At 47.7% G+C, this 23,197-nt stretch carries 17 protein-coding genes; 12 read left to right on the forward strand and 5 right to left on the reverse strand.

Annotation, left to right across the window (positions count from 1 at the left end; all coding sequences use genetic code 11):
• Positions 1-294: 294 nt before the first annotated feature.
• From pnp to ACQY2W_RS00025, 5 genes are all read right to left on the reverse strand, one after another.
• The gene (pnp, locus tag ACQY2W_RS00005) at positions 295-2,406 is read right to left on the reverse strand and encodes a polyribonucleotide nucleotidyltransferase (protein ID WP_428048428.1); all 2,112 of its coding nucleotides are present in this window, start codon (positions 2,404-2,406) and stop codon (positions 295-297) included.
• Between the two features lie 9 nt (positions 2,407-2,415).
• Positions 2,416-2,685 (reverse strand): 30S ribosomal protein S15, encoded by a 270-nt coding sequence (gene rpsO / locus ACQY2W_RS00010; protein ID WP_428048430.1) that lies wholly within the window; start codon positions 2,683-2,685, stop codon positions 2,416-2,418.
• A gap of 129 nt (positions 2,686-2,814) precedes the next feature.
• Positions 2,815-5,304 carry a hypothetical protein gene (locus ACQY2W_RS00015; RefSeq protein WP_428048432.1) on the reverse strand — a complete coding sequence of 830 codons (2,490 nt, stop codon included), beginning with the start codon at positions 5,302-5,304 and terminating at the stop codon, positions 2,815-2,817.
• Between the two features lie 155 nt (positions 5,305-5,459).
• On the reverse strand, positions 5,460-9,830 hold the full coding sequence (locus ACQY2W_RS00020; RefSeq protein WP_428048434.1) for a hypothetical protein: 4,371 nt from the start codon (positions 9,828-9,830) through the stop codon (positions 5,460-5,462).
• Positions 9,831-9,960: 130 nt separating this feature from the next.
• Positions 9,961-10,128 (reverse strand): hypothetical protein, encoded by a 168-nt coding sequence (locus ACQY2W_RS00025; protein WP_428048436.1) that lies wholly within the window; start codon positions 10,126-10,128, stop codon positions 9,961-9,963.
• 174 nt (positions 10,129-10,302) lie between these two features.
• Here ACQY2W_RS00025 and hydE point away from each other — a divergent pair, with 174 nt between their 5' ends.
• The 12 genes from hydE to ACQY2W_RS00085 all read left to right on the forward strand — a co-directional run bounded on the left by hydE (position 10,303) and on the right by ACQY2W_RS00085 (position 23,170).
• A complete protein-coding gene (gene hydE / locus ACQY2W_RS00030; protein WP_428048438.1) occupies positions 10,303-11,346 on the forward strand; it encodes a [FeFe] hydrogenase H-cluster radical SAM maturase HydE in 1,044 nt (347 codons plus the stop codon).
• Between the two features lie 148 nt (positions 11,347-11,494).
• Complete coding sequence (locus ACQY2W_RS00035; RefSeq protein ID WP_428048440.1) at positions 11,495-12,028, forward strand: type IV pilin protein; 534 nt, start codon at positions 11,495-11,497, stop codon at positions 12,026-12,028.
• 104 nt (positions 12,029-12,132) lie between these two features.
• Positions 12,133-14,919 carry a pyruvate, phosphate dikinase gene (ppdK, locus tag ACQY2W_RS00040; protein ID WP_428048442.1) on the forward strand — a complete coding sequence of 929 codons (2,787 nt, stop codon included), beginning with the start codon at positions 12,133-12,135 and terminating at the stop codon, positions 14,917-14,919.
• Positions 14,920-15,228: 309 nt separating this feature from the next.
• Positions 15,229-15,774, forward strand: coding sequence for a type IV pilin protein (locus tag ACQY2W_RS00045; RefSeq protein WP_428048444.1), 546 nt, complete (start codon positions 15,229-15,231; stop codon positions 15,772-15,774).
• A gap of 143 nt (positions 15,775-15,917) precedes the next feature.
• The gene (locus ACQY2W_RS00050) at positions 15,918-16,622 is read left to right on the forward strand and encodes a type IV pilin protein (protein ID WP_428048446.1); all 705 of its coding nucleotides are present in this window, start codon (positions 15,918-15,920) and stop codon (positions 16,620-16,622) included.
• Positions 16,623-16,661: 39 nt separating this feature from the next.
• On the forward strand, positions 16,662-17,258 hold the full coding sequence (gene gmk, locus ACQY2W_RS00055; RefSeq protein WP_428048448.1) for a guanylate kinase: 597 nt from the start codon (positions 16,662-16,664) through the stop codon (positions 17,256-17,258).
• A gap of 14 nt (positions 17,259-17,272) precedes the next feature.
• Complete coding sequence (locus ACQY2W_RS00060; RefSeq protein WP_428048450.1) at positions 17,273-17,569, forward strand: hypothetical protein; 297 nt, start codon at positions 17,273-17,275, stop codon at positions 17,567-17,569.
• Positions 17,569-18,456, forward strand: a complete 888-nt coding sequence (locus tag ACQY2W_RS00065; protein WP_428048452.1) for a uracil-DNA glycosylase — start codon at positions 17,569-17,571, stop codon at positions 18,454-18,456. Before ACQY2W_RS00060 ends, ACQY2W_RS00065 begins: the two co-directional genes overlap by 1 nt.
• Before the next feature lie 3 nt (positions 18,457-18,459).
• A complete protein-coding gene (gene priA, locus ACQY2W_RS00070; protein WP_428048454.1) occupies positions 18,460-20,427 on the forward strand; it encodes a replication restart helicase PriA in 1,968 nt (655 codons plus the stop codon).
• A 39-nt stretch (positions 20,428-20,466) separates the two neighbouring features.
• A complete protein-coding gene (gene tyrS / locus ACQY2W_RS00075) occupies positions 20,467-21,627 on the forward strand; it encodes a tyrosine--tRNA ligase (protein ID WP_428048456.1) in 1,161 nt (386 codons plus the stop codon).
• 2 nt (positions 21,628-21,629) lie between these two features.
• Positions 21,630-22,595 carry an endolytic transglycosylase MltG gene (gene mltG, locus ACQY2W_RS00080; protein WP_428048458.1) on the forward strand — a complete coding sequence of 322 codons (966 nt, stop codon included), beginning with the start codon at positions 21,630-21,632 and terminating at the stop codon, positions 22,593-22,595.
• Between the two features lie 68 nt (positions 22,596-22,663).
• Complete coding sequence (locus ACQY2W_RS00085; protein ID WP_428048460.1) at positions 22,664-23,170, forward strand: type IV pilin protein; 507 nt, start codon at positions 22,664-22,666, stop codon at positions 23,168-23,170.
• The last annotated feature ends 27 nt before the right edge of the window (positions 23,171-23,197 follow it).

A 23,197-nucleotide genomic window follows, 5' to 3' on the forward strand; every position in this document is an offset into this window, starting at 1 on the left:
GTCATGGTATTTTTGGAAGTGAACGGCAAACCCGATTGGTATAAGGCCACGTTGGAAAACGGCGAACTTGTTTTTACTCCGGCGCCCAGCCGCGTGTTTACAGACGATGAACTGATTATACATAAGTTCGGACGTGATGAGTGAAAGCAGGAAAGTTCTATTCCGCCTTGCGTCGGGCTCACGCCCGACCTATATGTTAATTTCCGTAACAGTATTTATAGGTCGGGTGAAACCCGACAAAACAAACCCCCACTCGTTAGAGCGGGGGTGTTTTTCAAGTTCGTAACTTACAAACTATTTGAGTAACGCTTTGCGCGAAAGACGTACTTTTCCGTTATTGTCAATTTCCACGCATTTTACTTCAATGATGTCGCCGATGTGCAAGACATCTTCAACTTTGTTAATGCGGTGTTTTTCAATCTCGGAGATGTGCAACAGTCCGTCTTTGCCGGGCAGAATTTCCACAAACGCACCAAAGGGTTGGATAGAAACCACTTTGCCTTTGTAGATTTTGTTGACTTCCGCTTCCGCCGTCATCATTTCAATTTCGGCTTTGGCTTGGTCCAACTTATCTGCGTTGGCGGCGGCAATCGTTACGGTACCGTCTTCCTCAATATCAATTTTGGTGTCGGTCGTTTCGGTAATGCGTTTAATATTCTTACCGCCGGGGCCGATGAGCGCGCCGATTTTGTCTACCGGGATGCGCAGTTTGAAAATGACCGGCGCATAGCGGGAAACATTTTTGTTCGGCTCGGCAATCGTTTTTTCCATATGGTCCATGATGAACATGCGGCCTTCGGTCGCTTGTTTAATGGCTTGGCGCAACACGTCAAGCGGGATACCCGTTTTGAGTTTTACGTCCATTTGGAACGCCGTGATACCTTTGCGGGACCCGGTCAGTTTAAAGTCCATGTCGCCCAGGTGATCTTCTAAGCCCATAATGTCGGACAGCACGACAAATTTGCCGTTTCCGCTAATAGCACCCATAGCAATACCCGAGCAGGCCGATTTCATCGGTACGCCCGCGTCAAACAGGGCGAGTGAGCCGCCGCAGACGCTGGCCATAGACGAAGATCCGTTAGATTCCATAATGTCAGACACTACGCGGATCGTGTACGGGAATTCTTCTTCCGACGGGATCAGCGGCAATAAAGCGCGGCGGGCCAATTCTCCGTGGCCGATTTCGCGGCGGCCCGGAGAGCGGTCCGGTTTGCACTCACCCGTAGCAAAACCCGGGAAGTTGTAATGGAGCATAAAGCGTTCGTAGGACGTTTCATCCAACCCTTCTACCATTTGTTGGTCGTCGGGCGTGCCCAAAGTGGCGACCGCCAACGATTGCGTTTGACCGCGGGTAAACAAGGCAGACCCGTGTGCACGCGGCAAGAGACCTACCATAGAACTTAACGGGCGGATCTCGGTCGGTTTGCGGCCGTCCACACGCACGTTTTCGTTAAGCACCATGGCGCGGGATTCTTCGTACATAATGTTTTCTAAAGCAATTCCGGCATAGGTGGCGGCGTTTTCCGCGTAGGTAGCCGTGAGTTCTTCGGTAAACGATTTTTTCAGTTCGGCCACTTGTTTGTCGCGGGTTTGTTTGTCGCTAAACGCGTGCAAGATTTGTTTGGCGGTTTCGCGGAATTTGCCGTTGGCAAGATCCGTTACTTCTTGCGGCAATTTTTCTACGACATATTCAAATTTCGGTTTGCCGGCCAACTCGCGCAGTTTAAGTTGCGCGTCGCACATTTTGTCAATTTCCGGTTTGGCGGTTTCCATCGCTTTGATGATGGCTTCTTCTTCTACTTCTTTCGCGCCACCTTCTACCATTAAAAGACCTTGTTTAGATCCCGCGATGACGAGGTCCATGTCGCACTCTTCGTGTTGGTCTTTGGTCGGGTTGACAATATACTCACCGTCTTTGCGGCCGATACGTACGGCGGCTACCGGCTCGTTAAACGGAATGTTGGAAATGACTAACGCCGCAGACGAAGCGAGTACGGATAAAATATCCGCATCGTGTTTATCGTCGCTGGAAACGACCATGGCGGTTACGTTGGTTTCGCAAGCGAAACCTTCCGGGAAGATCGGGCGCAACGTGCGGTCAATGATGCGGGAAGACAAGGTTTCTTTTTTGCTGGCTTTGCCTTCGCGTTTGAAAAAACCGCCGGGGATTTTGCCCGCGGCGTACGTTCTTTCTTTATAATTGACCGTCAAGGGCATAAAGTCGGAAATGCCCGGTTTTTGTTCTTTGGTGGAAACAGCGGTGGAGAGCACCATGGTTTCACCTAACGTAGCCATAACAGCTCCGTCAGATTGTTTGGCGATTAAACCCGTTTGCAGTTTAATTGTTTGCCCACCGACATTGACTTCCACTGTTTGGATATCAAATTTGTGGTTAAAATTTTCCATTTACAGATCCTATTTTCTGAGTTTAAGTTCTTTAGTGACGGCCTGATATTTTTCAAAGTCAGAGCGTTTCAAGTAGGCCAATAAGCGTTTGCGTTGGCCGACGAGTTTATTTAAACCTCTTTCGCCCGCAAAGTCTTTCGGGTTGGTTTTGAGGTGGTTAGAGATATATTGGATGCGTTCCGTAATCAGCGCGATTTGTACGGCGGCAGAGCCGGTATCGGTCGGGCTGGTTTGGAATTTGCTGATGATGTCTTTTCTGTCTTTTACTGAAAGTACCATTTTACTTTACACTTAGGGCTGCAACCTAACGACCAAGCCGCATTTATCCTAAAAACGACCGAGCCGCAGCGGAGCCCTTCTCCTATGTTTAATTTTTTTCGTACAAAAGTACAAACTTATTATAACAAATTATGGGGTATAATGTACGCCCCGTTGCGGCAGCGTGTAGCTGGTCATGTAATCGTCCATATACTGCCGGAACAGGTCGCGGTAAATTTTAAATACTTGGTGGGGCGGTTTGTTTTTGACCAATTCGTCGGCGGTAATATCCACGATGTAACTGATGTCAGGGTCATTTTCCCCGGTGGGTTGTATTTTTTCAATATGCAAGTGTAAATACCCGACCATGGTTTTTTGCGAAGGGAAATCGTTTTGCAGTGAAAACTCGTGCGGACTCATACGGATGGTGTATCCTTCCGGGGTAAGGGCGCGTACAATTTGGTCTATTTCTCGGGCGGTTACTCCGTTTTCTAAAAGTATTCGGGTTACGTAACGGCTGTTGTGAACCAAACGTATATGCGGAAGTTGTTTTTCTATTTCAAAGGCCCTTTGGGCGTTAGGTTTAGCAATGCCTTCAATTTTAATAACCCGGTGGAAATGTTTAGCAAGCGGCAAGGCCGGGTTTTCCCCGCGGTAAGCCACACTGATAAACGAGCCCGAAGGTTGCGGCCCTAACTTCATAGAATATAATTTGTCTAAAATGCGGTACGTTTCGTCGTCGGGTGTGCCGTTGCGGACGGCCTTACGCAACGCGTCAAAGGCCGCAGTGGTGTCCACATTGAGCATAATTGCCTGTTCGTTTGCGAGGTACCATTCTTCAAAATATAAAGGATCGTCCACGAAATCTGACGGTTGGGTCAGTAAGTGGTGGGTGTCCGTCCACGGGACGAGGCCGTAATGGTCGGCCCGGGCCTGTGCGGCGCGGCGTTCCACTTCCGGGGCGATAAAATTAAACGCAATTTCCCCCCGCTTGGCGGCTAAGGCACGTTCGTTTAGTTGGTTAAGCCGGTAAACAGGAGAGGACGGATCCGGTTTTCCCCAAAACTCATCCGCGCCATGATACAAATGATTAGTTACCCGGCGATACAAGGTTGATTGGATGGGCGGATACGCTTTGTGTTCGGCCAGATAGGTGGCCAACTCATTGTATGCTTGCTCGGCGACTTGATAAAATTTGACGGTAGCCGCATTGTAGCGTAGCTTGAGATAACGCAACTGGGTGAGGGCCTCGTTATTGTCTACCGGATAATAAGGATTCATTACCTCTTGCAATTTGCGGTACAGTTGTATTTCTGCGCGTTCTTCGTCTGTATATTGGTCCGGTTTTTTGCCCGGTATAGCCGCACGCGGGAAAGTACCGTTGCGGGTAATGACGGCTTGGGTTTGTTCCAACAGGACCTGTATGGGCGCGATATCTTTTTTTTGCTGTTCGTCTTTAAATTCTTTAAGCCGTTGCAAAGCCGGGTCGGTATCTATTAAATGGGCTTTTCGTTGTAACATATTGTTGAGCGTTTGGCGCAGATGAACTTCAAAGCGTTCCTCTGCCGTGTAAGCGAAAGGATGCACTCCGGTAACATACGACAAAGGCATGCGGTTGTTTTCAGCCACGAAAGCTTGTAATTGTTCCAACAGTTGCTGCGGCGTAGTTTTTTGAGACATAAATTGTTGTAATTGTTCCAGGGCCGGGTCTCTTTTAAAATCACTTGCACCGGCGTTTCGCAAAGTGTGGTAAATAGTCCGGCGCAGGGTTGTTTCCGCGCGTTCTTCGGGGGTGTATTGTTCGGCGGTTTTACCTTTGATTTGGTAGCGTGGTAACGTGCCGTTGGCTGTTGTAAATGCTTGGACCGCTTGAAGAAGGGCCGCGGCGGAACGGTCCCCGGTGGGTTGGGCGTATGTTTGATATAATTTTTTGATGCGGCCTTCTAACGAAAAATCATCGGCGGACAGATTTTCCCGCTGGGTAGTATAAGAAATAGAAGTTGCCAGCCGGTATTCGTTTTCGGGCGTTCCCCCGAAATTGCTGGGCAAACGGTCATACAGCGTAACGAAATTTTGCAACGAGCGCAACCGGAACAGCGACTTTAATGAGAAACCGGGCGCTAAATTTTTACTGACCAGTTCTTTACATTGTTCTTGGGAAAAATAGTCAGGTGCGATACTTTGCAACGTGTTGGTAAAGCGGTCGGCAAAGTCCCAATCGTTTCCCCGTAAAGCGAACCCTCCTTGTGCCGAGCGGGTCATTAAACTGTAATCGCTGATGGACAAGGCGGTGCGAATAAAACCAACTTGTTCGGGGGTATAAATGGACGAAAGGCGTGTTTTCCAATCCGGCAGATATCGGTTGAGCAGTTGGGTAGAAGATTCTAACGGGCCGAACTGGGTGGGCGTAAGGGAAGGGGCCTGTAAAATTTTGCCTACATCTCCGACGGTTGTGGCAAGGCCGGGCAAATCTGCTACGGAAGGCAAGGCCGGAGCGGATAATGTTACAGACGGTGAAATCGTACCCGCTGACGGATAAACCCCCGCGCGGAATTGCCGGACAGCATCGGTAATTACCTTGACCGATACAGTTGGGTTTAACTGGCGCAGATAGGCCACTTGGGCTTCAAATGAAACCATTTTGTACAAGTGGGATATACCCTTGATTGTAATGGGCGGTTTTCCCGCGAAACTTGCTACGCAAGCGGTGAATAAAAGCAATAAAGTAAGTTGAAATTTTTGCAACCAATGTTTAGACATTTTTTCCTCTGTTTATATTATAGAAATTTATCACTTCACTTCGTTTGAACAAATATATTAGCTACTTCTAAGGCCTCTTTAATCAGTTGTTCCGCGGCGGCGCGTAAATTCCGCTCGGTCGGATCTGCGCTGGTGGCACTGGGTACACGTCCGTTTTGCGTGATAAAACGGTTTAAATCTTGGCGCAGTTGCTCAATTGTGGAAAGAGTAGCCGTCTGTTCTGCCATCGGAATTGCCATAGGCCGGGGAACGGTGGGAGTTGCCCCCGTTATTTCCCGTTCGGTCCAAAAATCGGTAACGGCCTTTGTTTTCTTTTCTTGCCAATATTCCCGCAAAGCGATAACGTACGGGTCATTGGGGTCGCCTTTTTTCATATACAAGAGTGCGGCGGCATGCAAGGCGCGTCCGTCGTTAGGCAAGTGACCGTTCTCTTCAAAATAGGCCCGTGTTTCTTCAAATACGGATTGGGGCGTACGTTTGACATTTTGGCGGTGAGAATCAAGCAACGCACGAACGGCTTGCACATCGGGATCGTTTGGATCGGATTTGCCAAGCATTTGGCGGGCCGCCCGGGCGAGCAAACTGCGGGGATGTAAAATATCGTTATGGGCAAAATATTCCTCTAAATCGGTGCGCATTTGTTGGGGCGAACGGTCATGGGGCGAAATGCGGTTAGGCCGTTGTTGGCGCGATGAAATCATTTCTTTTATTTGTTGGGCAAGCGGGTTGTCTAAGAAAGTTTTACTAACAAACGCGGCAGCTTGATACAGGGCACTTGAGTGTGGCGGTAGTTGGTCGTTGTGTCCGGTAAAATATTGGGTTAATTCTTCAAAAACATTTTCCGGCGAGCGAGATGTTCTCTGTTGTTTTCGCTCGTCTACCATTTGTCGGATAGCGGCTACGTTGGGATCATTAGGGTCGCCGTTTTTAAGAGCGCGGTAATAGCGGATCCGTAACGAACTGTTGTGCGGCGGCAATTTATCATCGTGTTCCTTAATATATTGTTCCAATTCGCTACGTGTTTTGGCAATAGACGTAGCAGAATTTCTTAACCCTTTTTCCTGCCAAAAATTTTTTAGGGCTTGTACATACGGGTCATTGGGGTCGCCGTGGTTTATTTTTTCATTGGCGGCAGAATGTAAAGCACGGCCGTCGCTGGGGAGATGGCCGTTTTCGTTATAATATGCTTGTACTTCTTCAAATACTTGTTGGGGCGTACGTTTGATGTTTTGGCGGTGAGTGTCCCACAGTTTTTGTATGGCTTGGACGTCCGGGTCGTTGGGATCACCGTTTTTAAGCAGTTTGTTTACGGCTTGATAAAGTGCCCGGTCATTATTTAAACTGTCGTACCGCTTATAATGCTCTTCTAAATCGGCGCGCAGTTGCTTGGGGGAACGGTCTTTGGGTGTAGGCGTGTTGGGCCGTTTTTGGCGCGCTTTTCGTAACTGAATAATAATTTGAACGTCGGGGTCTTCCGGATAATGTTTGATGATGCGTTTAATCGCTTCATCCAATGTTCCCTTGTGTGGCGGGAGTTGGTCGTTATGTTCTTTTAAATAGATTTCCAATTCTTCACGCACTTGTTGCGGGGAGCGTTTGACTCTTTTTTGTTTTTGCGTTTCTAATATATCCCGCATGAAAATAATATCGGGGTCATTAGGGTCGCCGTTTTGAACGCGGTATTCGGCCCGCACACGCACCGGATGTTTATATGGCGGAATATTTCCGTCATGTTCGGCAAGGTATTTTTCAAATTCCGCCCGGACGGGAGAAACCGGAGTAAAACGGTCTTGTTTGTGGCTGTTCCATAACTCGGTAATCGCTTGTACGTTTGGGTCGGTTTTGTTTCCCTTGTTAAACAGGGCATACACATTTTTACTTAGCGGAGTGCTCCCGGAAGGCAAATCGGTATGAGTGGAAAAATAAGTTTGCAAGTCAGTCAATACCTCGGCCGAATTGGGCAATGCGCCTCTTCGTTGCTTATTGCTTTGCAACAAATCAATAACGGCTTGGACATTTTCATCTTGCGGGTCAAAACGCTCTTTGATGCGGTACGCGGCCGAGCGTAACGGGTGGCCGTCGGGCGGGAGTTGTCCGTCGTGTTCGCTTGTGTACTGCTCTAAATCTTCCCGCACTTGTTTGGCACGTTGGGCAGGGTCCATGTTGGGTTTGGGCGCGCCCGCTGTGCGTTGGGCCGGGTTGTCTGTTTTTAAACGTTGGCGCGACGCTTCGCGCACATCCAATAAATGCTTATTCCACAACGCACGTACGGCGGCAACGTGTTCGTTTTCATCCGTGGGGTTTTGTCTAAATAGACGGCGTATAGCTTGGTCCAATGAGGTATGATTGGGCGGATATTGGCCGTCGTGTTCTTTTAAATAGGTTTCCAATTCTAGGCGTACTTTTTCCGGGGTGCGTCTGTCCCGGATGGCATTGTCGGTCAGTAACGTGATAATGGCTTGCACGTCCGGGTCGTTGGGGTCGCCGTTGGCTTTGACGTCTTCGGCACGGCGGCGCACAGGCGTATTGCTCACGGGCAATTGACCGTTGTGCTCTTGCATATAGGTTTCTAATTCGGCGCGGACTACGGACGGCGTTCGCAATTTTTTTTGCCGTTTTCCGGCGAGCAGTTCCGTGATAGCTTGTACATCCGGGTCGTTCGGATCGCCCGTTTCGCGTACGTATTTAGCGCGTTTGCGTAGCGAACTTTCCGTAGGCGGAAGCCCCCCGTGTGCGTCTATATATGCTTCCAACTCGGCGCGGGTTTCATCGTAATGGTGTCGGGGTGTTTGGTTTTGCCAGCCGCGCGGTTTAATACGGGCTTTCCATATTTCGCTGATCGCTTGTACATCGGGGTCCGTAGGATCAGCTTCTTTGAGAATCTTATACACTGTTACCCGCAAGGTGTGATTGTTCGGGGGCAGTTGGTCGTTATTTTCGCGAATGTAATTTTCCAACCGCTCGCGGACACTTTGCGGTGTGTTTTTGGTCTTCCAACCGGGATTGCCGCGGGGTTTGGCCGGGGTTTGCACGGTGGGCACCGTTTCGCGGCGGACAGAAGTTGTTTTTCCCGTTTTGGCCACCGGGGCCGCTGGGGTGGTTTTTGGTTTAGCGGGTAATTCCAAAATCAAATCGTCATCATCCGCCGTCGGAGTGGTTACAGGGACCTCCGGCGCGGGCCGTTCGTTGGCTGCCGTCGGGCGCGGTTCTTCTGCGCGGGCAGAAGTAACGGCGGGCATTTCGCGTACCGGAACGGTAAATGCGGGCTTGGCCAACGGACTTGCCAAGCCGAACGTGCGTTCCGGTTTTTTCAGCAGACGAAGCGGGTTATCTTCCGGGTGCGGCAAGGAAAGTTCTTGGCGAAGCAACGCAGTAATATTTGCTTGTGCGGCGGCTTGGTTGAACATTTCATCTAATCCTTCACGAAGGGTAAGCCAATCTTTGGTTACTTCCAGGGACGGGTTACCCAACACATAGTTAAAAGGGTGGTGGGCGATAATTTCCCTTTGTAAGAAAGGCGGAAAATCGCTTTGGTGTGTGGCAATACGGTTTTGCGGGATATCAAGCCGTTTCCCCGCTTGCAGGGCTATTTTTTGTACGCCGTCCCATACCAAAGGTAACACAAGCGGTTCTTTGGTGTTCTTATCTGTTTCTGACAGACGTACTTGAGCCAACTGTCGCAATTCGTCGTAAGCACCTAAGTTAAGCAAGGCGCGGGTTAAAAATAAATCTTTAAAGCTGTCAAACGAACCGAAATCTGTTTGGGCGACCCGTAAAATATCACTTGCATCGTTTTTTGTTCCCAATAAACCGAGGTTTGTTACCGCACTCATTTGTTGGGAAAAATAATCGTTGGGAAATACGCCCTTTGTTCCTACGCCGCCTACAATTTGCCGGTAGTAAGTAAGCATTTCACTCAGTTGCACGGCTGAAGGCAGTACAATTTCTTCTTCGGTAGTTGTAAATAAATAAGCGGGCACGGCTGATTCAAAAAACAGTTTTTTTGTATTTGGGGAGAATACCGTCCAGCCGTTTTCGTTTCTGGGGCTGGCGATTAAATCGGGCACGTTGTTTTCCAACCGTTTTAAGTCCGCCAGGCCTTCGGGAAAAATTTGTTTTTTATGATTCGGAAAAATAGCCTCGTGCATAGCAATAATCGGGTGGATATTGAGGCCGAAGGATCCCCCTTTGAGTAACAAGGGACGGTCTACCGAGTTGAAAAATCCGCCGAAGCCGGGCACGGTTACTTGAGTCAAACGTCCGGTGGCCTGCGTGATTTGCGGATGAAGGCCGGAGTGTAAAGTAACCACCTTGCGCGGCATCCGCAGCGGCGGGATCTTTGCCCAAGCAGACATTAGCTCTGCGCCAAGAAAGATAACCGATAAAATAAAAAATTTCTTCATCATACCTTAATATAATAATAAAATGCAAAACGCGTGAACAAGGGTCAAAAGACCTAATTTACACCTATCCAAAAGACCTATAAAAAGGGGGCGTCCGCGGGTGATGTGCGGACGCCGGGTTGTAGGAGGTCAGTTATAAGTTACCGGGTAAAAGGCGGGCGGTTAGTTCGCGCTCCATGACATCAATTTCCAATTGGGTAGCTTGATACCAATCCGCAAAATTATAATTGATATCCGCAAAGGTGCGAAATAAACATTTTTGCCGCACATCTTTACTTAATTTTTGTTTCCGCTTTGCCATGACTAACACCTCTTTGTGTTAAATGTAAATCATACTTGTAGTTTAGGGGTTTACGTTATTTTTACGAGGGTCATTGGGTCTATTTTAAATTAGTTTTTAGACCTAGTTTTTTATAAAAGCGGGACCTATCTTGCTTTAGGTACAAGGTCCCAGATTTTTGATATACTTTTATATATGTCAGACGAGATTTTACAACGCGCCACGCAAACGCATACCTTATCCAAAGCGGAAATTGTCCGCTTGCTTTCGCTTGAAAATGCCGAAAAACTTTTTGTTGCGGCCGATAAAGTGCGCCGACAATTTGTGGGCGACGGCGTTTATCTGCGCGCGCTGATAGAGTTTTCCAACTATTGCAAAAATAATTGTTTATATTGCGGTATCCGCGCGGGCAATACGCACGTTAAACGCTACCGCTTAACGCCGCAGCAAATTATAAAAACCGCCCAACAAGCCGTGTCATACGGCTATAAAACAATCGTGTTGCAATCGGGCGAGGACGTGTGGTTTGACACGGACAAGCTGTGCGAAATCATCCGTGAAATAAAAAAGTTAGATGTCGCGCTTACCCTAAGTATCGGCGAGAAATCACGCGAAGAATATGCCGCTTACCGCGCCGCCGGAGCCGACCGCTACCTTTTGCGCATTGAAACGACCGATAAAAATTTATACGAAAAATTAGATCCGCAAATGAGTTGGGAAAACCGCGTGCGGTGTCTATACGATTTAAAAGAACTGGGGTACGAGGTTGGCTCCGGCTCGCTGGTGGGCTTGCCCGGGCAAACGGTGGAAAGTTTGGCAGATGATTTATTATTTTTTCAAAAACTTCCCGTGGATATGGCGGGCATTGGGCCGTTTATCCCCCACCCGCAAACACCGCTGGCTAACGAAAAATCAGACGGACATTTTGAACTGGCCTTAAAAATGATGGCGGTAATGCGTTTGTTACTGCCGGACATCAATATCCCCGCCACTACCGCTATGGAAACGTTGCACCCGCAAGGCCGTTTATTGGCTTTAAAATCGGGCGCGAACGTGGTAATGCCCAACACAACGGATACGGAGTTCCGCCCGATGTACGAATTATACCCCGGCAAAATTTGCTTGGGCGACTGCGCCGAGAAATGCCGCGGTTGTGTGGAAAATAAAATCAATTCTATCGGGCGTTTTGTAGCTCACAAAAAAGGTTTCCACGGCGACTATTTGAAAGAAAAAAATTGATAAATACGTTGTGAAATTTTTGTTTTAATAAGCAAGCCATGCGCTTGCTTTTTTTGTCTTTTCGCCGGTAAAAATTTCTGCTTGACATCGTTTTTTTTTTTGCTACATTTTCTTTATTGGTATCAAATATCAATAAAGGAGAAAAATTATGCAAAAGAAAAAGTTGGGCCGTTTAGCTGGTTTTACGTTAATAGAATTATTAGTCGTTGTTCTCATCATCGGCATATTGGCCAGTGTGGCTCTGCCGCAATATAAATTAGCGGTAGACAAAACCCGCTTAATGAAATTGGTTTCTATGGCAAAGAGCATAGTAGCCGCCCAAGAAAATTATTATTTATCTAACGGGGAATATACGGATGTATGGGATAATTTGGCTGTAAATTTTAACGCAACCCAAACAAATGCCTACACGTTGACTTCTAACGCGGGGTGGTCTTTTTCGTTAGCAAGCCGCGGGTATCTTTGGATTAGCGATGTAAAATTACCGGATATTCAGATTTATTATTTTTACGAACATTGCAATCAATGTGCTCAATCTCCGGTTGGGGGAGGAATATCCTGCTATGCAAAAACAACAAGTAGTCATGCAAAAAAACTATGTAAAAATTTAACCAATAAAAAAATGTATGATGTCGGGTCCGGATCGGGAAGCAACAGCTATGTTGTGTATAAACTGGAGTAACCGCACTTTATTTCCATTTATTCCCCAAATATACTACAATATATAAGTAATAAGCGGACGAAGTCCGCGGCAGTTTTATTTTATCTAGGAGAACAAAACCGAATATGGTAAAGAAAACCGTAAAAAAAGCGGCCAAAAAAACGACCGCTAAAAAAGCAGTAAAATACATCTACTCCTTCGGTGCCGGTAAAGCCGAAGGCAACGGAAAAATGAAAGAACTTTTGGGCGGTAAAGGCGCTAACTTGGCGGAAATGTCCGGCCAATTAAAATTGCCCGTCCCCCCCGGCTTCACGATTACCACCGAAGTCTGTACCTACTATTGGAACAACAAACGCACCTATCCGAAATCTTTACAAGCTGACGTGCTTGCCAACTTAAAAGAAGTAGAACGCAAAGCGAAAAAAGAATTCGGCTCTGAAAAGAACCCCTTGCTCGTATCCGTTCGCTCCGGCGCGCGTGCTTCCATGCCGGGTATGATGGAAACCATTTTGAACATCGGTTTAACCGAAAAAACCATCCCGGGTATGATTGCCAAAACCGGCGATGCCCGCTTTGTGTATGACGCTTACCGCCGCCTTATTATGATGTACTCCGACGTTGTTATGGAAAAGGCCGCCGGTATTGAACCCAAAGACGGCGAAGGTATCCGCAAAATCTTAGACGGTATGATGGGCGACGTAAAAGCCAAGCTCGGCGTGAAAGACGATACGCAAATTCCGGCGGAAGAACTCAAAAAACTCTGCGTAGAATTTAAAAAGACCGTTAAAAAAGTGCTCAAAAAAGAATTCCCGGATGATCCGATGGAACAACTTTGGGGCGCGATCGGCGCGGTATTTGCTTCTTGGAACGGTAAACGCGCCATTGCCTACCGCAACATTGAAAACATCCCGCACGATTGGGGTACTGCCGTCAACGTACAAACCATGGTATTTGGTAACATGGGTAACGACAGCGCGACCGGTGTGGCCTTCACCCGCAACCCCGGCAACGGCGACAGCCACTTCTACGGCGAATATTTAATCAACGCCCAAGGCGAAGACGTGGTAGCCGGTATCCGCACTCCCTCGCCGATGAACAAATGGTCCACAAACGCCCACTCCAAAAACTTGCCCACCTTGGAAAAAGTAATGCCCAAAGTGTACAAGGAATTAGACCAAATTCAAAAGAAATTGGAAAAACACTTCCACGATATGTTGGATATTGAATTTACGATTGAAAACCAACGCTTGTGGATGCTCCAATGCCGCGTCGGCAAACGCAACGGTACGGCCGCGGTGCAAATGGCGTTAGATATGGTAAAAGAACGCCTTATCACCAAAGAAGAAGCCGTTTTGCGCGTAACGCCCGCGCAACTGGGCGAACTGTTACTGCCCGCCATTGACCCGAAAGCCGAAGCCGGTGCCAAACCGGTGGCGCAAGGTTTACCTGCCGGCCCGGGCGGCGCGTGCGGTAAAATCGTTTTCAATTCCACAGACGCTATTGAAATGCAAGAAAAAGGTATCAACGCCATTTTAGTGCGCGAAGAAACCAACCCCGAAGATATTGAAGGTATGCGCGCGGCGGCGGGTATTTTAACCCAACGCGGCGGTATGACCTCTCACGCGGCACTCGTTGCCCGCGGTTGGGGTAAATGCTGCATCGTCGGTTGCGGCGAACTGGAAATTGATTTGAACAAGAAAACCGTTTCCATGGGTGGCAAAACCTATAAAGAAGGCGATGAAATCACCTTGAACGGTACGAAAGGGTATGTCTATGCGGGCGCGCTTAAAATGTTAGGCGCCGGCGAAGGCAACAAAAACTTGGCCAACTTTTTAGCGTTGTGCGACAAGGTCCGCACGCTCAAAGTCCGCGCCAATGCCGATACGGAAGATGACGCTATCAAAGCGCGCAAATTCGGCGCGGAAGGTATCGGACTTTTCCGCATTGAACACATGTTCTACGGTAAAAATTCCGACAAGCCGCTCTTCATCTTGCGCAAGATGATCCTTTCCGGCAATGAAGCCGAACGCAAAGCCGCCGTCAACGAACTTTTCCCGTACATGAAAAAAGAAATCAAAGCCACGATGAAAGCTATGTCCGGCTTTGGTGTAACCGTTCGTTTGATGGATCCGCCGCTGCACGAATTCGTGCCGACCTTGCCCGAAAAACAACAAGAGCTTGCTAAAGCGCTTGGTATTTCCATGGCGGTATTTAAAGAACGTGCCGCCGGACTGCACGAAGTGAACCCGATGATGGGACACCGCGGTATCCGCTTGGGTGTAACGTATCCGGAAATTACCACGATGCAATCGCGCGCGATTTTTGAAGCCGCGGCTGAACTGATTAAAGAAGGCGTAAAAGCCCAACCGGAAGTGATGATCCCTTTGACCTGCGACGTCAACGAAATCATCACCCAGAAAAAACTCATCCGCGCCGCCTATGAAGAAGTAGTTGCCAAAACGAAAGTGAAAAAACTCAACTACTCCGTCGGTACGATGATTGAAATTCCGCGTGCGGCCGTCTTGGCCTATGAAGTAGCCGCCGAAGCGGATTTCTTCTCGTTTGGTACGAACGACTTAACGCAAATGACGTTTGGTTTCTCGCGCGACGATATCGGCTCGTTCTTGCCCGAATACCTTAAACAAGGTATCTTGGAAAACGATCCGTTCCAAACGCTGGACCAACGCGGCGTAGGGATGCTCATTGAACACGCCGTTTGCGAAGGCCGCGAACAAAAACCGCACCTCAAAGTTGGTATCTGCGGTGAACACGGCGGGGACCCGGCCAGCGTGGAATTCTGCCACCGCGAAGGGTTTACCTACGTGTCCTGCTCGGCGTTCCGCGTGCCGATAGCGCGTTTGGCTGCTGCTCAAGCCGCCGCCAAAGACGTCTTGGCTAAAAAGAGAAAATAAACGACTCTTGTAAAGTGTTGTTTTACGCACGAACCTCAAAACAAATTGTTTTGAGGTTCGTTGCTTTTTCTGCGAAACAATTTCTCAAAACCGGGCCATTTTGACGTACCTTGGGCTTGACGTACCTAGCAGTACGCCTATACGCCCAACTTGTCCGTCAAACTGACCTCGGTTTTGAAAAATCATCTTATCCTCTATTCTCTCTGGTAATGTAGCGCACGACATCCCTGTTTTTTCCGTCGGTAAAAAATAAAGCTTGACATCGTTTTTTTTTTTGCTACATTTTATTTAATAGTAAAAGGAGGTTGTATGAAAAACAAACAAGCATTTACGCTCATTGAATTATTAGTGGTCGTTCTCATCATCGGTATTTTGGCGGTGGTGGCGTTGCCGCAATATCAAGTGGCCGTAGCCAAAAGCCGTTTATCACAGGCGTTTGTGCTCGCCAAATCTATCAAAGACGCCGAAGAGGCCTATTATTTAGCTAACGGGGAATATACGGAAGATTTAGATAATTTGAGTGTTGATTTCGGACCCTATACATCAACAAGTACTCCGAGATTGGGTTCTACAAATACCTTTGCCAACAACTATACAGGAGTAATAGAAATTAACGGACTAGGGGGCATGGAAGACAGAGTAAGTGGTTGGGTTCCGCCTTATGCGTCCAGTAATAAACAAGGCATCGTCTTCTTTTTAGACCATCCTAAAGTACACCATTCTCTTGGAATTTTTAAGGGTATTTGGTGTTACGCTAAAAAAACCGAATATCAAAAAGCGTGCAAAGCTATGGGAGGAGTATTAAAAGATACGGTAAGCAATACCGGTATAAATGCTTATCAACTTCCTCTCTAGCCCTTGCATAGCCCTTTACATCATAGAACACCCTTAAGTAATAGGGTGTTTCTTTTTTATTGTCGGTAAAAAATTGCCTATTGACATCGTTTTTTTTTTTGCTACATTTTTTTATATGACATATTTATCAAGGAGAAAAAATAATGCAAGAAAAAAATAATTTGTTATCAAGTTGTTTGACCTCGCCCCTTGCGGGAGAGGATGCCCGCAGGGCAGGTGAGGGGGATCAAAGGGAAAACACTTTATTGTCCCCCCTCATCGGTTTTGAGTGCTTACGCACACAAAACCACTTCCCCCGCCAGGGTGGAAGTCAAACGGCTGGCGGTTTCACGCTCATTGAACTTTTGGTCGTTGTTCTCATCATCGGTATTTTGGCGGCGGTGGCGTTGCCGCAATATCAAGTGGCGGTAGCCAAAAGTCGTTTATCACAGGCGTTTGTGCTCGCCAAATCTATCAAAGACGCCGAGGAGGCCTATTATTTAGCTAATGGCGAATATACCACCGATTTGGATACGCTCGGTATAGATGTAGGAAATTATACAACGGTAACTAATGTCACAAATTATCTGAAAATAAAACTGCAAAACAAAACTCAAATAAGTCTTGCCACCAATGGTTATGGTTCAGTAGAAGATAGAGTGGAAATCTCTCTACCTAATCGCCCGCTGGAAGGTATTACATATTTTTTTGATAATTCTGTACGTGTTCACGAAGACCTTATTTTGAAGGGGTATTATTATTGTACAGCTAATTCTGCCGTGTATAACCAGGCGTGTAAAGCGTTGGGAGGTGTGTATGTATATACGGTAGGAGGTACAACTTGTAAAGTTTACAGACTCCCCCTCTAGCCCTTGCGCCTGTTCCCCCCTATTTACTATAATAGCACTATGAAGGCGTTTCCCATTATTGTATCTTCTCCGTCGGGGGCGGGTAAAACCACCATTATTGACGCGGTACTCAAGCGCAACAAAACCGTTGCGCGCGTGATTACCGCCACTACGCGTGCCCCGCGCACCGGCGAGAAAAACGGCAAAGATTACCACTTTTGGACGATTAAACAATTTGAACAAGCCATTAAAAAAAATCAAATGTTAGAGTGGGCACAAGTCCATACGTCCTATTACGGGATTCCCAAAAAATCGGTGGACGATTTAATCAAAAAGCACATCTGCCCGATTTTGGTTATTGACGTGCAAGGTGCACGCACCGTCAAGAAAATTTACGAAGATGCGGTACTCGTGTTCATTATTCCGCCCAGCTTAAAAGAACTGAAAAAACGTATTTTGGGCCGCAACGATAACACGCAAGATATTGAACTGCGCTTGGAAACCGCTAAAAAAGAAGTACAGGAATTGGACCATTACCACTACGTGCTTTTGAACGAACATTTGGACAAAGCCGTGGACGATATGGCAGGTATCATAGCGGCCGAACAGTGCAAAGTAACGCGGCAAGATTTGAAAAAAATTAAAAATCTGAAATAATTAAGAGGTAGACTATGTCCGGAAAAAACGAAAAAGAATTGGATGCTAAACTCATGAACTTTGACGGAGACCGCTACGATATCGTAGTCCTTGCGTCTATGTGGGCCAAGCAACTTCGCAAACAAAGCGAGTATAAAAGACAACCGCACGCGGTGGTCATCAAAGTAGCGTTAGACGATATTTTATCGGGCCGCGTTTCCAAAGAAGACGTCTTGCACATCAGCAAAGACAACTTGGAAAAAGAACTTAAAGCCCAAGAAGAAGCCCGCTTAGAAGCGGAACGTAAAGCCAAAGAACCCATGAAATTATAATGGATAAACAACAGTTGCGCCGGCTGGCGGGAGATTTAAAACACTTCCTCCAAGCTTGTGACGAAGACGACTTTATCCCTACGGCGGCCCCGGCAAACCAAGCGGCGGCCGCCGAAATTTCACGCGCCGCGCAAACGCTGTCGCCCGCGGCTCCTGCCATGCGGGAAAATTCTACGTTAACAATAGATTTTCCGCGCGCCCAGGAAGAAACCGCGCCTACGTCCCAACCTACTACTTCACAAGGAACGATTATGACTACTGCCCAAAAACAAGCCGCCTTACAAGAACTTGCCGAAACGATTAAACAGTGCTCGCGCTGTGCGTTGGGAGCTACGCGCTTAAACGCCGTGCCCGGCGAGGGTAACGTAGATGCGGAACTCATGTTTATCGGCGAAGGGCCGGGGTACGATGAAGACCGCCAAGGCCGTCCGTTTGTGGGCCGCGCCGGGCAATTATTAGATAAAATGATTGCCGCTATGGGGCTAACGCGCGAACAGGTTTTTATTGCCAATATCGCCAAATGCCACCCCATGATTGACCCGCAACATCCCGAAAAACACGGCAACGACCGGGCCCCCAACGCCGGAGAAATTGCCTGTTGCCGCAAATTCTTAGAAAAACAAATTGCGATCATCTGCCCCAAATATATCGTGGCATTAGGGGGCGTGTCAGCCAAAGCACTCATTAGCGATGCTAAATCGTTAGGTGCTTTGCGCGGTCAATTCTATAACTTGCATTTGGATAGTGTTGACCTGCCCCGCCCCGTGCAAATTTTAGCCACGTTCCACCCGGCGGCTCTGCTACGCAACCCGAATTGGAAAAAAGACGCTTGGAAAGATTTGCAAATGGTCATGGCCAGGCTGGGCTTGAAAGGGTTATCTCACTAATTTATGTTTTGCAAAGTAGCGTTTGATGTGCCATTGGACCGCGATTTTGACTACCGCGTGCCGGATGAATTGGCGGATAAAATTCGTCCCGGTATGCGTGTAACGGCACCATTTGGCCGCGTGCTTACAGGCGGAATTGTCACGCAAGTAACCGAAATTTCAGACGCGCCTGCCCACATTACCTTAAAAGAAATTGCTGCTCTCATAGATAAGCAACCGGTTTTCGGATCTGATTTTTTTCCCCTCGCCAGGTTTATTAAAAATAATTGGGGCGGGCCTATCGGACAGATTTTAGGTGCGCTCATTCCGGTTGCGCCGTACGTAAAATTTCAACCCCCCACCCAAGAAGTACGTATTAGCGTCAAACATCCGGCCTATACATTAACGCCGTCACAAACAAATGCGCTAAGCATTATTGAAAATGGCCCCGCGTATGAATTTCACGCTTTTTTATTAGACGGTCCGGCTTATTTCGGTAAGACAGAAACCGTCTTACGTGCCGCGGGTAAAGCGTTGTCTACTTACGGGCAGGTACTCATTACCGTGCCGGACGTAGCCGCCGCGCGCCAGTTTATCCGTGAGGCCCAAACCCGTTTTGGCGCAGACAACGTGTTTTGTTGGCACAGCCGTATGCTACAAAGTGCTAAGAAAAAACAATTCACGGCTATTTCTTCGGGCCGTCCGTGCGTGGTCATCGGTACGCGCTCGGCTGTTTTGCTTCCTTTCAAAAATTTACGGTTAGCCGCCATGCTTAACGAAGGCGACGATAATTATAAACAAGAAGAAAATAAACCCTATTACCACGCGCGTGATGTGCTTTTCTTTCGCGCCAAAGCGCACGGAGCAACACTGCTTTTGGTGTCGGCTACTCCGAGCGTAGAAGTAGAACATTTAGCCCAACGGGGTCAAATCCGGCGGCTTGCGTTTACCTCTTCCGTGCCGGGGCATAACTTTGTGTCGTCCGTAAAACTGGCTGAGAAAAAAGGCACGAAGTCGCGTTTTCTTTCCGATTTACTCGTTACCGCATTAGCCGAAAATTTACAAAGACATGAAACCTCTTTACTCATTTTAAACCGTTTGGGATACGCCAGTGCGTATGCGTGTGTCAATTGCGGTACGTATGCACGGTGCCAAAAATGCGGCGGTATTTTAGCACACGAAAAAACCGCGGACGGATCTTTTTTGGTTTGTAAAAAATGTGGCCAAAAAGCACCGCTGGAACAGGAGTGCCCCAAGTGCCACAACCTCGTTTTTAAATCACGCGGTGGCGGTACGCAGAAAGTAGCGGCGGATATCGCTAAAATTTTCCCGCAAGCCAAGTTACTGCGTTTGGAGTCTGATACGCTTAAAACCAAAGGCGGACAGGGCTTTGAGGCCTTAGACGCGCTTACAAGAGGAAGTGCGGATATTATCGTCGGTACGCGGGTGGCGGCGGGGGCGCTACGCGGGGCGAAAATTACGCTGTGCGGTGTGTTGGATGCTGATTTGGAATTATCCTCCCCCGACTACCGCGCCACCGAAAAATTTACCCGGCTTTTATTTGAACTGCGCGGCCACGTGTCCGGTCATAAAAACGGGCGGCTCATTATCCAAACCGCCGACCAAGACGGATATGACTATGCGCCGTTGTTTGCTAATAACTACAAAGATGCGTGCGAAACGGAAACTGCACTGCGCGAGAGTTTTAATTATCCCCCCTTTGTCCACTTATTTAAAATGACGTTAAAAGCCAAAGACAGGATATTACTTGATGCGCAAACCACGCGGCTTAAACAGCTTTGTACGCCGCTTTGCACGGAAATTTTAGGACCCGTCTGGTGTGCTAAAAAAACCGATACGCTTAAAAAACAATACCTACTTTTTAAGACGGACGCGTCGCACCGCGCCGATTTACTGGCCTTGCTGGATAGTTTTGAGCCGGCCAAAAAAGTAACGGTAAAATTAGCCGCCGACCCGTACGACTTCTTTTAATTTGATAGAATATAGACAACCTACTTTTAGGAGTTTTTTATGACGACTGATGAACAAATTTCTTTTTTAACACGCGGTTGCGTGGATATTGTTTCCAAAGCGGACCTCGCCAAAAAATTAGAAAGCGGCAAAACGCTTAAAGTAAAACTCGGGTGCGACCCGACCAGTGCCGACTTACACCTCGGCCACAGCGTGGCGCTTTCTTTAGTGCGCCGCTTCCAAGATTTGGGCCACAAGGCGGTTTTGGTTATTGGCGATTTTACAGCTGCTATCGGCGATCCGTCCGGCCGCGATTCTACCCGCCCGGTGCTTGCGCGGGAGCAAATTTTGCAAAACGCCAAAACCTATACTGACCAGGCCTTTAAAGTATTAGACCCGGCCAAAACGGAAATCCGCTTTAACAGCGAGTGGTTAGACCCGTTTGTTCACGGGAAAGATTTATTGCAAACGTTGCAAAAAATTACGGTAGCGCAAGTATTAGAACGCGATGATTTTAAAAAACGCATGGCGGCCGGTAACCCGATCAGCATGTTGGAAGTGCTGTATAGCTTGTTCCAAGGGCAAGATTCCGTGGCGTTAGAAGCCGATGTGGAACTGGGAGGAACAGACCAAATTTTCAATTTGCTCGTCGGACGCCAACTGCAAAAAAATAACGGCATTGAGCCGCAAGTGGCCCTTACCGTGCCGCTTTTAGTCGGTTTAGACGGTGTGAAAAAAATGTCCAAATCGTACGGCAACTACGTGGGGCTTAACGATGCACCTAATGATATGTTCGGCAAGCTTATGTCTATCCCCGATGAGCTGATGCCCATGTATTACGAACTTTTGACAAGCGAAAACGTGGACGAAATGAAAGCCATGCACCCCATGGCCGCTAAAAAGAAATTAGCGGGTATTTTGGTAACGCGTTTCCACGGCGAGCAAGCCGCTAAAGACGCACTAGCCAACTTTGAAAAAGTTTTTTCTAAAAAAGAATTACCGACGGATATGCCCGAGTTCAAACCCGAGCCGGGCGCGCTTATTTCCGCCGTACTTTTTGCCGCCGGCGCCGCCGCCAGCAAAAATAAAGCCCGCGGCCTTATTGAGCAGGGAGCGGTGCGTTTAAAAGGCGAACGTATTACGCAAGACGGTCCGCTCACTTTTGAAAACGGCGACGTGTTACAAGCCGGTAAACGCCATTTCTTTAAACTGGTTAAATAACTATGAAAAAATTACTTTTGTTTCTGGTGGTTTGTGTAGTGTTGTTGGCCGCACTTACGTGGGGAGCAAAAGTGTATTTTTTTAGCGACGGCGCACCCGTGGTAATGACCATTGCCTCCGGTCAAAGCGGCAGTTCCGTGGGGCGTCAGTTAAAAAAGAAAGGCATTATCCGCAGTGAACTTTTATTTAAAATTGTGTTGAAACTCACGTCGTCAGCGTCTGATTTAAAAGCCGGAAAATTTGATTTGCGCCAAAATATGTCCGAGTTTGAAGTAATTAACTGTATCAAAAGCGGGCGTTGCACCCATTACGAAAAAGTAACTTTTTTAGAAGGGTGGCGCAGTGAAGAAATTGCCGAAGAACTGGCCGAGTTGGGCATTACAAACGCGCATGAGTTTTTGCGCATTGTCCGTCAAGAGAAGTTAGAAGGTAAATTGTTCCCTTCTACGTATTTGTTTACGGCCAATATGCCCGCGCGCGCGGTAGTCAATAAAATGCTGTCCCAGTATGAGCAAGCTACCGGACCGTTATTTAAAACATATCCTACCAAACTGACTGAAAACCAAGTGCTCACATTGGCCTCTATTGTGGAGCGCGAAGCCGTTGTGCACGACGAACGCCCGAAAATTGCCGCGGTGTATTTAAACCGCTTTAACATTGGTAAAAAACTGGAGGCCGACCCAACCGTACAATATGCCTTAGGATTTAATCTTAGGGAAAACCGTTACTGGAAAAAAGGACTTACCTACCAAGATTTAAAAATAGATTCGCCGTATAATACGTATCGTTACAACGGTTTACCGCCCGGACCAATCTGTAACCCGGGCTATGAATCTATCAGGGCGGTACTCACGCCGGAACCTAATTTTGAGGCACTGTATTTTGTGGCGGAATCGGGCGGGCGGCATGTGTTTTCCCGCACGTTTGACGAACACCGCCGCCATATTAAGCGAATTAGAGGAAAATAAATTTTCCCGCTTGAGTAAGTAGCGAAAATTTGTATACTATTAAGGAAGTTGATTACAGGAGAAAAATTATGAAAAAAGGTTTTACCCTTATTGAAATGTTAGTAGTAGTGCTTATTATCGGGGTTTTGGCGGCGATTGCCGTGCCGCAGTACGAGGCCTCTATTGAAAAATCGCGCGTGGCGGAGGCACTCGTAATGATGAAATCTATTGCCGATGCCGAACAGCGTTATTTTCAGGCCAACCCCAACGAAACAACTGTTACCAAACAGAACCAAATTGCCGATGTTGATTTGAAAGGCGGTTGTTGGGTGCCGGGCAAAGCGACGACAGGGGCATCTTCCTACCGTACCCGCAACTTTACGTATGATTTAGGTGGATCAGATGGCGTTGTAACCGCGTACCGCATTGACCGGGCGACCAACGCGTTGTGTGCTGACGAACAAACCGATCCGAGCGATAGTATTTACAGTATGTCTTGGGGCCCTTATTCTACCAACCGCTCTTGCAGCGCTACGGACAATACCGATGAAAGTGCCGTGGCTATTTGCAACTTCGTACGGGCGATGACAAATTAAAAAAATTCTTTGTAAAAAACAACCCCC

This window comes from Candidatus Avelusimicrobium caledoniensis (genome assembly GCF_902756455.1).
Classification (GTDB): Bacteria; Elusimicrobiota; Elusimicrobia; order Elusimicrobiales; family Elusimicrobiaceae; genus Avelusimicrobium; species Avelusimicrobium caledoniense.